The sequence below is a fragment of the Methylobacterium sp. BI1 genome, from assembly GCF_056680125.1.
The window spans coordinates 241,201-253,532 of the sequence record NZ_CM155267.1; the positions used below are offsets into that span (position 1 = coordinate 241,201).

General features: G+C 71.5%; 14 protein-coding genes. 8 read left to right on the forward strand and 6 right to left on the reverse strand.

Features of this window, described 5'->3' with window-relative positions:
• Positions 1 to 48: 48 nt before the first annotated feature.
• The 3 genes from AC1MGR_RS01170 (at position 49) to AC1MGR_RS01180 (ending at position 2,083) form a co-directional block, all read left to right on the forward strand.
• Complete coding sequence (locus AC1MGR_RS01170) at positions 49 to 528, forward strand: hypothetical protein (RefSeq protein WP_480233390.1); 480 nt, start codon at positions 49 to 51, stop codon at positions 526 to 528.
• A gap of 172 nt (positions 529 to 700) precedes the next feature.
• On the forward strand, positions 701 to 1,408 hold the full coding sequence (rpiA, locus tag AC1MGR_RS01175; RefSeq protein ID WP_108035638.1) for a ribose-5-phosphate isomerase RpiA: 708 nt from the start codon (positions 701 to 703) through the stop codon (positions 1,406 to 1,408).
• 66 nt (positions 1,409 to 1,474) lie between these two features.
• The gene (locus tag AC1MGR_RS01180; RefSeq protein WP_108035639.1) at positions 1,475 to 2,083 is read left to right on the forward strand and encodes a DUF2059 domain-containing protein; all 609 of its coding nucleotides are present in this window, start codon (positions 1,475 to 1,477) and stop codon (positions 2,081 to 2,083) included.
• An 8-nt stretch (positions 2,084 to 2,091) separates the two neighbouring features.
• Here AC1MGR_RS01180 and AC1MGR_RS01185 read toward each other — a convergent pair whose 3' ends face one another.
• The gene (locus AC1MGR_RS01185; protein WP_480233391.1) at positions 2,092 to 3,465 is read right to left on the reverse strand and encodes a PleD family two-component system response regulator; all 1,374 of its coding nucleotides are present in this window, start codon (positions 3,463 to 3,465) and stop codon (positions 2,092 to 2,094) included.
• A gap of 60 nt (positions 3,466 to 3,525) precedes the next feature.
• Entirely contained in the window at positions 3,526 to 3,906 is a 381-nt protein-coding gene (locus AC1MGR_RS01190) for a response regulator (protein ID WP_055946254.1), read from the reverse strand.
• Positions 3,907 to 3,987: 81 nt separating this feature from the next.
• Between AC1MGR_RS01190 and AC1MGR_RS01195 the strand changes: the two genes are divergently transcribed.
• Positions 3,988 to 4,284 carry a DUF3572 domain-containing protein gene (locus AC1MGR_RS01195; protein ID WP_108035641.1) on the forward strand — a complete coding sequence of 99 codons (297 nt, stop codon included), beginning with the start codon at positions 3,988 to 3,990 and terminating at the stop codon, positions 4,282 to 4,284.
• A 132-nt stretch (positions 4,285 to 4,416) separates the two neighbouring features.
• A complete protein-coding gene (locus AC1MGR_RS01200) occupies positions 4,417 to 4,824 on the forward strand; it encodes a DoxX family protein (protein WP_480233392.1) in 408 nt (135 codons plus the stop codon).
• A 24-nt stretch (positions 4,825 to 4,848) separates the two neighbouring features.
• On the opposite strand, the gene AC1MGR_RS01205 is transcribed toward AC1MGR_RS01200, so the two are convergent.
• The gene (locus AC1MGR_RS01205) at positions 4,849 to 5,508 is read right to left on the reverse strand and encodes a class I SAM-dependent methyltransferase (protein ID WP_480233393.1); all 660 of its coding nucleotides are present in this window, start codon (positions 5,506 to 5,508) and stop codon (positions 4,849 to 4,851) included.
• Positions 5,509 to 5,587: 79 nt separating this feature from the next.
• On the reverse strand, positions 5,588 to 6,190 hold the full coding sequence (locus AC1MGR_RS01210; RefSeq protein WP_480233394.1) for a hypothetical protein: 603 nt from the start codon (positions 6,188 to 6,190) through the stop codon (positions 5,588 to 5,590).
• 152 nt (positions 6,191 to 6,342) lie between these two features.
• Between AC1MGR_RS01210 and AC1MGR_RS01215 the strand changes: the two genes are divergently transcribed.
• From AC1MGR_RS01215 to AC1MGR_RS01225, 3 genes are all read left to right on the forward strand, one after another.
• Positions 6,343 to 7,554 (forward strand): DNA topoisomerase IB, encoded by a 1,212-nt coding sequence (locus AC1MGR_RS01215; protein WP_108035645.1) that lies wholly within the window; start codon positions 6,343 to 6,345, stop codon positions 7,552 to 7,554.
• 288 nt (positions 7,555 to 7,842) lie between these two features.
• A complete protein-coding gene (locus AC1MGR_RS01220; protein ID WP_480234897.1) occupies positions 7,843 to 8,853 on the forward strand; it encodes an SDR family oxidoreductase in 1,011 nt (336 codons plus the stop codon).
• A gap of 129 nt (positions 8,854 to 8,982) precedes the next feature.
• Positions 8,983 to 10,392, forward strand: a complete 1,410-nt coding sequence (locus AC1MGR_RS01225; RefSeq protein WP_480233395.1) for a cytochrome ubiquinol oxidase subunit I — start codon at positions 8,983 to 8,985, stop codon at positions 10,390 to 10,392.
• Between the two features lie 58 nt (positions 10,393 to 10,450).
• On the opposite strand, the gene AC1MGR_RS01230 is transcribed toward AC1MGR_RS01225, so the two are convergent.
• Positions 10,451 to 11,131 (reverse strand): LuxR C-terminal-related transcriptional regulator, encoded by a 681-nt coding sequence (locus AC1MGR_RS01230; protein WP_480233396.1) that lies wholly within the window; start codon positions 11,129 to 11,131, stop codon positions 10,451 to 10,453.
• Between the two features lie 262 nt (positions 11,132 to 11,393).
• Complete coding sequence (locus AC1MGR_RS01235; protein ID WP_108035649.1) at positions 11,394 to 12,290, reverse strand: diguanylate cyclase domain-containing protein; 897 nt, start codon at positions 12,288 to 12,290, stop codon at positions 11,394 to 11,396.
• Between the last annotated feature and the right edge of the window lie 42 nt (positions 12,291 to 12,332).

Here is a 12,332-nt window from a genome sequence, read left to right on the forward strand (position 1 = left end):
CGAAGGCCCCCGATGCGTTCGATCCTGCGTCCGACGACCCTGTGTCCGATGTCTGCCCGCTCCGCCCGGGCCCTCGTCGCCCTGGCCGGCCTGCTCCCGGCCCTCGCCGGGCCGGCCTGGGCGGCGTCCTTCGAGTTCGTGCCGGCGCCCCAGATCGACCTCAACCGGGTCTATCGCGTCGACAAGGTCACGGGCGAGGTGACCTCCTGCCAGTACGGCCTGCGCGAAGGCGCGGTGGGCAGCGTCGGCGTCACCGTCTGCTACGGCGCCGGCGAGGGCGCCAGCGCCCAGGCCCCGTCGGAATACGGCCTCGTCGCCTCCCGCCACACCCGCGAGGCGGGGGTGTTCCGGGTCAATTACCGCACGGGCGAGATGAGCATCTGCTACGTGCAGCTGCAGAAGGAGGCGGTGGTCTGCACCGCGCAGGCGAATCCGGCGAGCCCGGGAGCCGACGAGGTCCCGGCCACCGGCGCCGCCCCGGGCCGGGTGGGCCCGAGCGCCACGCCGCCTCAGAGCGCCCGCCCCTGACCGCGCCCGGCGACGCGCCGCGTTGGACCGGCCGGCCCGGCGTGCTAGGGGCACCCGGTCGCGCCCGCCCAGCGGCGGAGCGCGGCGTCCGATCCGTCCCCGCCCGATTCGTCCCAGGCCCGAGCCGTCCCATGCCGCACGCCCTCCCCTTCCCGGCCGCCGGAGCCTTCGCGTGAGCGGGCCGGATCTGCGCCGCGCGGCGGCCGAGGTCGCCGTCGGGCTGGTCACCCCGGGGATGCGGCTCGGAATCGGCACCGGCTCCACCGCCAACGTCTTCGTCGAACTCCTGGGCGCCCGCGTCCGGGCCGGCCTCGACGTCGTCGGCGTGCCCACCTCCGAGGCGACCCGGGTCGCGGCCGAGGCCGCCGGCATCCGCCTCGCCACCCTGGAGGCGTTGCCCGAACTCGACCTGACCATCGACGGCGCCGACGAGATCGACGGGGCGATGCGCCTGGTGAAGGGCGGCGGCGGCGCGCTGCTGCGCGAAAAGATCGTCGCCTTCGCCAGCCACCGGATGGTGGTGATCGCGGATGCCGCCAAGCGCGTCGAGACCCTCGGGGCATTTCCCCTGCCGATTGAGGTCAACGCCTTCGGCCTCGGCGCCACCCGGCGGGCCGTGGCCGCCGCCCTGCGGGCGGGCGGCTGCACCGGCGAGCTCGTCCTGCGGTCCCGGGACGGCGCGCCCTTCGTCACCGATGGCGGCCACCACATCCTCGACGCCCATCTCGGACGCATCCCGGATCCCGAGGCCCTGTCGGGGGCCCTATGGGCCGTGCCGGGCGTCGTCGAGCACGGCCTGTTCCTCGGCCTCGCCACCGGCGCCATCCTGGCCGAGGCGCGGGACGGACAGGCGGTGGTGAGCCGGCTCGGAACCGTCTGAGGCGATCGCCCCATCCCTCGCCCTTCCCGTCTTCCCCTTCGCCGAACCCCTCCCGGAGCGTCCGCCATGTCCCGCCGCCTCGCCGCCCTGGCCGCCCTCGTCCTCGCCGGCGCCCCCCTGGGCGCCCTCATCCTCGCCGGCGCCCCCGGCGCCCTGGCCCAAACCCCCGCCCAGAAGCCGCCGGCGGCCAAGCCCGGCGCCAAGCCGCCCGCCGCCGCGCCGGCGCCGAGCACCCCCGCCGCCCAGACCCCGGCCTACTCGGCGAACCACCTCGCCCTCGCCCGCGAGGTCATGCTGAATTCCGGCATCGCCCGGTCGTTCGACTCGATCATCCCGGCCTTCAGCGAGCGCATCCGTCAGGGCGCCGTGACCCGGCCCGAGCTGACCAAGGACCTCGATACCGTGCTGGCCTCCCTCGAGCCCGAGATGGAGCTGCAGAAGCAGGCGATGATCGACACCGCGGCCCGGATCTACGCCTCGCGCCTGTCCGAGGCCGAGCTGAACGAGATCGCGACCTTCTTCCGCTCGCCCGCCGGCAAGCGCTACGTCGAGACCCAGCCGCAGGTGCTCGACGAGATGGTCCAGGCCATGCAGACCTGGACCCAGGACGTCTCGGAATACATCATGGTGCGGGTGCGCGCCGAGATGGCCAAGAAGGGCCACCAGCTGCAGTAGGCAGGCTTTCAGGCCGCCGCCGCCTCGACGCGGTTCCGGCCGGTGCTCTTGGCCCGGTACAGGGCGAGGTCGGCCCGCTTGAGCATGTCGGCCGGCCCGGCATCCTCGGCCCGGCGCCAGGCCACGCCGATGGAGACCGTCACCGGCACCGTGCGGGTGTCGCGCTGGATCGAGAACGGCACCGCCTCGATCCGCTCGCGGATGCGCTCGGCGATGGCGTAGGCCCCCTCGGCCTCGGCGTCCGGCAGGATGATGACGATCTCCTCGCCCCCGTAGCGGGCCACGATGTCGATGCCGCGGGTATGGGTGCGGATGCGCTCGGCGAAGGCCTTGAGCACCTCGTCGCCGGCCTCGTGGCCGTAGGTGTCGTTGATCGACTTGAAGCGGTCGATGTCGAGCATCAGCGCCGCCACCGGCCGGTTGCGCAGGGCCGCCTCGCCGAACAGCGCGCCGAGGTGGCTGTCGAGGTAGCGCCGGTTGTGAAGGCCGGTGAGGCCGTCGGTGACCGCGAGTTCCATCGAGGCCTGGACGGCGCCCCGCAGGGCCTCCGAGAAGCGGCGGCGGCGCACCTGGGTGCGCACCCGGGCCACGAGCTCGTTCCGGTCCACGGGCCGCATCAGGTAGTCGTGCACGCCGAATTCGAGGCCCCGGATCACCCGGGCCCGGTCGTGCTCCTCGGCGATCATCATCACGGGCATCAGGCGGGTCCGGTCGAGGGACCGGAGCTGGCTGCACAGGCGCAGGCCGTCGAACCCCTGGATGTCGAGGCTGACCAGGGTCAGGTCGAACGCGCCCTCCGCCGCCAGCACCAGGGCCTTGTGCGGATCGGGCTCGACCGTGAGCGTGTGGTGCTGGCCCAGGGCCGCCGCGAGGCGGTCGGCCGAGCCGGGACGGTCCTCGACGAGGAGGATCGCGGCGTTGAGGCCGGTCTCGGCGGCGGCGAGGGCCAGGGGGTCGCCGATCCCGAAATCCCGCGAGGCCATGGCGCGGGAGCGCAGCTCGTCCGTCACCGCCTTGAGGCGCACGAGGCTGCGCACGCGGGCGAACAGGGCCGTGTCGTCGATGGGCTTCGTCAGGAAGTCGTCGGCGCCCGCATCGAGCCCGCGCAGGCGGTCGGAGGGCTGGTCGAGGGCGGTGACCATCACGACGGGCAGGTGGGCCGTGTTGGGGTTGCTCTTGAGCCGGCGGCAGACCTCGAACCCGTCCATGCCGGGCATCATCACGTCGAGGAGGACGAGGTCGCAGAGACCCTTCTCGCAGATCGTCAGTGCGTCGGGGCCGTTCATCGCCGCCAGAACGTCGAAGTATTCCATGGAGAGCTTGGTCTCCAGGAGCTTCACGTTCGGAAAGAGATCATCGACGATCAGGATTCGGGCCGACATCGGTCCTCGCGCAGGGTCGTACTTCGGGCCATCGGGAAGGCTATGAGCGCGGTGGGCGGGTCAGGCAGTCCTGGCGTCGCCGAGATACTGGCGGACGGTGGCGAGGAACTTCGCCACCGAGATCGGTTTCGACAGGTAGGCTTCGCAGCCGCCCTCGCGGATACGCTCCTCGTCGCCCTTCATGGCGAAGGCCGTGATCGCGATCACCGGGATGGCTTTGAGGTCGTCGTCTTCCTTGAGCCACTTCGTGACTTCGAGGCCGGAGACCTCGGGCAGCTGGATGTCCATGAGGATCAGGTCGGGGCGGTGCGCCCGCGCGAGCTCGATCGCCTCGATGCCGTTGGCCGTCTTGAGGGTTGCGTAGCCATGGCCCTCCAACAGGTCGTTGAAGAGCTTCATATTGAGTTCGTTGTCCTCAACGATGAGCACGGTCTTCTTCATGGCCCGTTGTTCCCGGTGCGTGGACGGCCCATTGTCGTTCGACGCATGCCCCGCCTGAGGAGAATTAGCGGATACATGTTGATGAAACGCAAACCCAATAGCGGAGACGATTCCGCCGAGGGCGTGGCCCTGGCGGCCCTCGCCTGGATGGCCACCGACGACGAGCGCCTGTTCGCTTTCCTCAACGCCACCGGGGCGACGCCCGAGACCCTGCGGGCCAGCGCGCAGGATCCCGGCTTCCTGGCGGGCATCCTCGATCATATCATGGGTGACGAGGCGACGCTCCTCGCCTGCGCGGAGGCTCTCGACACCAAGCCCGAGCGCATCGCCGCCGCCTGGCGCCGCCTCGGACCGCCGGATTTCGACGACGGAATGTGACGGGTCCGGCGGCGCGCGATATCCCCGCGCCGTTGCCCGTGGAGGCTCGCTCCGTCCGGCGCCGCGCGGTATGGCTCGGCGGACTCGCGCGGGCGCCGTCGGCACGCCCGTCCCGCCGGAGACCCTTCGACCATGTCCCTCGCCAGCCTCTCGACGACCTGGGCCCCGCGCCTCCTCAGCGTCCTGCGCATCGTGGCCGGCCTGCTCTTCCTGGAGCACGGCACCCAGAAGCTGTTCGGCTTTCCCGTGCGGATGGGCGGCGGCGCCGGCCCCGCGATGCTCTCGCTGCTGTGGTTCGCCGCCATCCTCGAGACCCTGGGCGGCGCGCTCGTCATCCTGGGCCTGTTCACGCGGCCGGTGGCGTTCCTGCTCTCGGGCCAGATGGCGGTCGCGTATTTCATCGCCCATCACCCCAAGAGCCCGTTCCCGGCGCTCAACGGGGGCGATGCCGCGATCCTGTTCTGCTTCGTCTTCCTCTACCTCGCCGCCGCCGGCGCCGGCCCCTGGAGCCTCGACGCGCAGCGCCGCGGCCGGTTCTGAGCCGGCCTCCGCGCGGGGCGCGGCTCAGGCGCTGAAGCGCCAGACGCTGCTGCGCTTGATCTCGGCATCCTCCAGGGAGCGGCTCACCGGCACCGTGTAGGCGGCGAGCTCGGTGAGCCGGTCGCGGGGCAGGTAGGAGCGGCCGGGATCGCCCACCAGCACGGTGGCGCCGCGCCCGTGCAGGCCGGAGAGCCAGTCGGTGACCCGCCCGGCGAGGTCCTGCTCGTAGAAGATGTCGGCGGCCAGAACCACGGCCGAGCCCGGGTCGGACCCGATCAGGTCGCGCGACACCGCCTCGATCCGCTCCGCCACGCCGTTGGCCGCCGCGTTGAGGCCGATGGCTGGGATCGCGAAGGGGTCGAGGTCGCTGGCCGTGACGTGGACGGCGCCGGCCCGGGCCGCCGCGATGGCGACGAGGCCCGAGCCCGAGGCGAAGTCGAGCACCCGGCGCCCCGCCACGAGGCCGGGATTGTCGAGGATGTAGCGGGCCAGGGCCTGCCCGCCGGCCCAGGCGAAGGCCCAGAACGGCGGCGGCAGGCCGATCGCTTCCAGTTCGTCCTCGGTCTTCTGCCACAGCTCGGTGGCCTCGTCGGCCACGTGCAGGACGATCTCGGGCGCGTGCGGCACCGGGCGCAGCCGGGTGTTGGCCCGGATGAAGGCGCGGGGATCGGCCGAGGGCGTCATGTGGGCGTGCTCATGCGGGCGTGCTCATGCGGGCGTGCTCATGCGGGCGTACCTCTGCTGGCGTGCTCGTCCTGCCGTTTCATGCCCGGGCGAACTCGCCGTAGAGGGTGCCTGCGGCGGCGGCGAGCCCGTCCGCACCCGCCAGCGCCAGGGCCGTATCGGCCGGGTCGAGCCCCAGGGCGGCGGCCTCGGCCGGGGTCGCGCAGAGGTATCGGGTGCTGCGGGTGGCGAGGGGACCCCGCAGCGCCTGGCGCAGGCCGAAGCGCGTCAGGCGCCCGGCGGCGTCCGTGCGGGCGTTCAGGGCCGCGAGGTCGTCGGGCTGGTAGATCCGCGCCGCGATCCCCGACATGGCCGCCGCCGTGCCGCCGACCACGATCGCCCGCAGGCCGATGGCGTGGAGGAGGTCGGCTTCCAGGGCCTTCAGGATGCCGGCGAGCTGGCCCGCCTCGTAGCCCGCCGCCATCGGGTTGATGCGCGAGGTCCCGAGGGCGAAGGGCACCACCCGGGCGCCCGCCGCCTCGATCGCCCCGCGCTGGGCGTCCACCCGCGTCACCACCGTGACGGACAGCCCGGCGGCCCGGGCCGCCGCGACGAGGGGGAGGTCGCGGGCCGCGAAACCGGCATCGTCGGGGGCGAGGAGGACGAGGCGGCGGGGCGCGGCGCCGGAAGCGGGGGTATCCATGGGACGGCCTGTAGCACGCCCCGCCCGGAACGGGGCATTGGGGGGAACGGGGCATTGGGGGAACAGGGCACGGGGGGAACAGGGCATGGGGGGAACAGGGCATGGCGCGACCCCGTTGACGGCAAACCAGAAACCGCAGGGACGGGACCGGCATGGCCACGGCGCGCGACGAAGAGGGCACGGTCGCCGACCCGCGCGACGCCGCCGAGGAAGCCGGCCTGCGCTACGTCGACGACGCCATGCCGGGGCTGACGCGCCGGAAGAGCGGGACGGGCTTCGCCTATCGCGACGCCCGGGGCCAGCCGGTGCGGGACGCGAAGACCCTCGCGCGGATCCGGTCGCTGGCGATCCCGCCGGCCTATACCGACGTCTGGATCTGCCCGCGCGCCAACGGCCACATCCAGGCGACGGGCCGCGACGCGAAGGGGCGCAAGCAGTACCGCTACCACCCGGATTTCCGCGCCGCCCGCGACCTCACCAAGTTCGAGCACGTCATGGCCTTCGCCGACGCGCTCCCGGCCATCCGCGCCCGGGTCGATGCCGACATGGGCAAGCGCGACCTCCCGCGCGAGAAGGTGCTGGCCACCGTGGTCCACCTCCTGGAGACCACGCTGATCCGGGTCGGCAACGACGATTACGCCCGCACCAACAAGAGCTTCGGCCTGACGACGCTGCGCGACCGGCACGCCCGGATCGAGGGCTCGGCGCTCACCTTCCGGTTCAAGGGCAAGAGCGGCAAGACCTGGGACCTCGGCCTCAAGGACCGGCGCGTCGCCCGCATCGTCAAGGCCTGCCAGGACCTGCCCGGCCAGGAGCTGTTCCAGTATCGCGACGCCGACGGCACCGTGCGCGACGTGACCTCGGCGGACGTGAACGCCTACCTGCGCGAGATCACCGGCCAGGACATCACGGCGAAAGATTTCCGGACCTGGGCCGGGACGGTACTGGCCGCCCTGGCGCTGCAGGAATTCGAGGCCTTCGACAGCGAGGCCAAGGCCAAGAAGAACCTGCGCGCCGCCATCGAGGGCGTCGCCGCCCGGCTCGGCAACACGCCGACCATCTGCCGCAAGTGCTACATCCACCCCCAGGTGCTCGACTGCTACCTCGAGGGCGCCCTCCTCCTGCAGATCAAGGACGCGGTGGAGGACGAACTGCGCGACGACCTCAGCGGCCTGAAGCCCGAGGAGGCTGCCGTGCTCGGCCTGCTCCAGGCGCGCCTCGCCGAGGTGAAGGACGGCAAGGGCCGGGATCTCTCGGGTGCCGGAGCGGTCAAGAAGGGCGGGACGGCGGCGCGCAAGCGGGTCGCGAAGGCGTCCATGACCCGTGCGGCGGCACCGGAATCCGGCCAGGGCCAGGCTGCCTGATTCCCAGGCTGCCTGATTCGACGTTCGAAGACCGCTTGGCATCGACGGATTCCCCCCTCCCCCCTCTGCGGAGCGGGCGGGAGAGAGGGCGACCTCTCCGCATGAGGCGCTCCCCTCAACCGACCCGCTTCGCGGGCCACCCTCTCCCGCGGAGGGGAGAGGGAGCGTCGCGGAGGGCATCGGCCATGACGACCCCGCTTCCCCCGTGTCGTTTGGGCACGCGGGCCTTCAGGCAACGGCCCCTGCCCTGAGCCGTTGGACCGGCTGTCGTGGAACGGGAACAGGAACATCATGAAGGTCGCGGTCGTCACCGGGGGAACCGCCGGAATCGGGCTCGCCACCGCCCATCTCTTCGCCCGGCGGGGCTGGGCCGTGGCGGTCATCGCCCGCGACGCCGATCGCCTGCGCGACGCGGAGGCGGATCTCATCGCCTATGGCCGTCCCGTCCTGGCGATCTCGGCCGATGTCGCGGATGCGGAGGCGGTCGACGCCGCCGCCGAGCGGATCGAGCGGGAATTCGGGCCGATCCGGGCCTGGGTCAACAACGCGATGGCGACCATCGTGAACCCGGCCGACCGGATCACGCCCGCGGAGTACCGGCGCGTCACCGAGACGACCTATCTCAGCCAGGTCTACGGGACCCTGGCCGCCCTGCGCCACATGAAGCCGCGCAACCGCGGCGCCATCATCCAAGTCTCGTCGGGCCTCGGCATCCGCGCCGCGCCGCTCCAGGCGCCCTATTGCGCGGCGAAGTTCGCGGTCTCGGGCTTCACCGACGCCCTGCGCTCCGAGCTGATCCACGACAAGGTGGATGTCTCCCTCAGCGTGGTCTACCTGCCCGCCGTCAACACCCCGCAGTTCAACTGGGCCCGCAACCGCACCGGCCACGGCCAGTACGCCCCCGATCCGGTCTACGATCCACGCCTCTGCGCCGAGGCCATCGTCGCGGCGGCCGAGAATCCGAGCCGCGAGGTCTGGGTCGGCCACAGCACGGTGATGATGGCCGCCGCCCAGGCGCTAATGCCGGGCTACGCCGACAGGAAGGCCGCCACGATGTGGTCGGCCCAGCTCACCGACGAACCCGCGCCCGACAAGGCCGGCAACCTGTTCGCGCCGGTGCCGGGCCCTGTGGGCATCGACGGGCGCTTCTCGGACCGGACCAAGTCCACGCGCAGCGCCTATTGGACGAGCCGCGACCGCGACCTGCTCGTGGCGGGCCTGACCGGCGTGGTGGCCCTCGGCCTGTTCGGGGTGGCGACCCTGGCCCGCGCCCCGCGCCGCCTGCTGCCGCGGCGCTGAGCCGCCGGACCGCAGGGCCCTGCGACCCGGTCGCCCGCCGCGAACCGGGTGCAGCTTCGGCGTCTTCACGCTATAGCTGTTCCAGGGTTCCCTCCCGTCGGGGACCCCGCTCCGCATGAGGGTTTAGCCATGGACGTCGACGCGCTGCTGCTCTCGCGCATCCAGTTCGGCTTCACCATGGCCTTCCACATCATCTTCCCGGCCTTCACCATCGGGCTGGCGAGCTTCCTCGCCCGGCTGGAGGCGCAGTGGCTCTGGACCGGCAACCCGATGTACCGGAACCTCTACCGGTTCTGGGTGAAGGTCTTCGCGGTCTCGTTCGGCCTCGGCGTCGTCTCCGGCATCGTGATGAGCTACCAGCTCGGCACCAACTGGTCGCGCTACTCCGACTTCACCGGCAACGTACTCGGGCCGCTGATCCAGTACGAGGTCATCACGGCCTTCTTCCTGGAGGCGGGCTTCCTCGGAATCATGCTGTTCGGCTGGGACCGGGTCGGCGACCGGCTGCACTTCGTCTCCACCTGCATGGTGGCGATCGGCACGCTGATCTCGGCCTTCTGGATCCTGTCGGCCAATTCCTGGATGCAGACGCCGGACGGCTTCACCGTCGAGAACGGCCGCGCCATCGCCACCGACTGGTGGAAGGTGATCTTCAACCCGTCCTTCCCGATCCGCTACGCCCACATGGTGCTGGGCTGCTTCCTCACCACCGCCTTCGCGGTGGCGGGCATGTCGGCATGGATGATCCTGCGGGCCCGAAAGGAGCCGGCCGAGAAGGTGGCGGGCGCCCGGCTCTCGCTCTCCATGGCCCTGTGGTTCGCGGTGATCTTCACCCCGATCCAGATCTTCGTGGGCGACACCCACGGGCTCGCGGTGCTCAAGCTGCAGCCGACCAAGCTCGCGGCGATCGAGGCGAACTGGGACCGGCAGGACAACATGCCCCTGCTGCTCTTCGCGATTCCCAACATGGAGGCGGAGAAGAACGACTTCGAGATCGGCATCCCGCGCCTCGGCAGCTTCATCCTCACCCACGACTTCTCCGGCGTGGTGCCGGGCCTGAAGGATGTGCCGCGCGACCAGCGCCCGCCGGTCTGGCCGGTGTTCTACTCGTTCCGCATCATGGTCGCGATCGGCATGGCGATGCTGGGCCTGAGCCTGTGGAGCCTCTACCTGCGCTGGAAGGGCACGCTCTTCTCGAACCGCTGGTTCCTCAACGCGGCGATGCTGATGACGCCGTCCGGCTTCGGCGCGGTCCTGTTCGGCTGGTTCACCGCCGAGATCGGGCGCCAGCCCTACATCGTCTACGGGCAGCTGCGCACGGCGGACGCCCACTCGCCCCTGACGGTCAACGCCGTGACGACCTCGCTGGTCGCGTTCCTGGTCGCCTACGCCTTCATCTTCGGCTTCGGCAGCTACTATCTCGCCAAGCTCCTGCGCAAAGGTCCGGAGCCGCTGGAGGAGGCCATCCGCGGCGGCGACGTGGCCCAGAAGCCGAAGCGTCCCCTCTCCGCCGTCAACGAAAGCCTGACCCCCGCCTGAGGGGCGTCCTGCCTGCTTGAGAAACGTCCTGTCCGCCCGGGGGGCGTCGTGGCCCGGCTCAGAGCCGGGCCACGGACTCGCTCGCGTGCTGGCCCCGGGGGCGGTCGCCGCCCGTCGACCGGACCGGCGCGGCATCGACCACGGGCGTGAGGCCGAGGTGGCGGGCCAGGGCGACGAGGTCCTTGAGGCGGCCGGTCTGGGTCTTGCGCCGCAGGTTGAGGCGGTGGGTCTCCACCGTGCGGACGCTCAGGTTCAGGCGGCGGGCCACCTCCTTGTTGCTGAAGCCGGCGCTGAGGAAGCGCAGAATCTCGGCCTCGCGCGGGGTCAGGCCGTCGGCGGGCGCCGGGATTTCCGCGTCCCAGGCCGGTTCGGCCGGGCCGGCGGCGAGGCTCAGGAGGGCCTGGCAGATGTCGCGCGGCGTGGCCGAGCGGGCGATGAAGGCATCGGCACCCGCATCCACCAGCCGGGTCAGGAGGCCGGCCCGCAGCACCTCGAAGCCGACGAGGACGGCGAGGCCCGGCGCCCGGCCCTTCAGGGCGGCGATCCGGCCGGCAAGGCCCGGCTCGGGCTCGGCGCCGACGAACAGCAGGGCGACCTTGCGCGACGGCCCGTCCGACCCGGACGCGAGCTCCCCCTCGCTTAAGGTCTGCAGGCGCGGCTCATGCTCGATGACGGCGCGAAATGCCGGCTCGAGCCCGAGGGGCTCGCCGACGATCAGAACTCCCACGGCGTCAGTCATGCCGCCACACTCCCCATTGTTCCACCGCGACACACCGCGGCGTTCCCTGGGAGGTTCAGATCAAGTTCCGTTCCACGGCTTTACTGGGAAAGACTCGGTCTGGATTCTGATGGAATCCCCCGAACACTGGCCACGACACATGGTAAAAGCCGGAGGGACTTTGGTAAACGGCCGCCTCTCGCGACCGGATCGGGAATGCGGGCGTCTCGCAACGGCACAGGGACGCCGCCGGCCGAACCCTCGCTTCGGGACAGGGACCGGGTCAGCCGGCCCGGGCCAGCACCAGGTCGGAAGCGGCGCTGACGACGCGGTTGCGTCCCGTCGTCTTGGCCTCGTAGAGGGCGATGTCGGCCCGCTTGAGCAGACCCTCGATGGTGTCGCCCTCCGACCATTCGCTGACGCCGAAACTGCAGGTGAGGCGGATCGGAACCCGGCCGCCACGGATGCGCAGGGCCTCCATCGACCGCCGCAGGCGGGTCGCAACCCCTTCGGCCTCCGTGCCGGAGCGGTGGGGCAGGATGATCCCGAACTCCTCGCCGCCGAGGCGGCCGACGATGCCATCGAGGGCGAGTTCCCGGCACACGGCCTGGATCGCCGCATCGCCGACGTCATGGCCGTACTCGTCGTTGATGCGCTTGAAGTGGTCGATGTCGAGGAGGATGGCCGACATCTTGCCGTGATCGCCCACGCGCTCGGCCGCATCGCGCGATTTCTGCAGGAAGGCGCGCCGATTGAGCAGGCCCGTCAGCGAGTCCGTGTCCGCGAGGCGGATCAGTTCGCTCTGCATCGTGGTGAGGCGCTCGGCGGCCCGCAGGCGGGCGTGCAGCTCCTCCGGTCCCGGCGGCTTCTCGATGAAGTCGTCGGCCCCGCTGTCGAGGGCCTCGGCCAGGTTCCGGGCGTTCCGGGCCGACGACATGGTGATGACGTAGAGGGGGCGATTGGCCTCGGCGAGCAGGCGGGCGGACCAGCACAGTTCGAGGCCGCCCAGCGGCCGGACCTCGAGGCTGGTGATCAGCACCCGGACCGAGCCGGTATTCTCCACGAAGTTCAGGGCCTCGGCGGAATCCGTGAAGGCCGAGACGGTGTGGCCGTTGGGTTCGAGCAGCGCCGCGATCATCTTGAGGACGACCCGACTGGTGTCGACGAGGACGATATGCATGGCGCGGCCTGACCACCTTCACGGTTCTTGACGTGAGAGTGG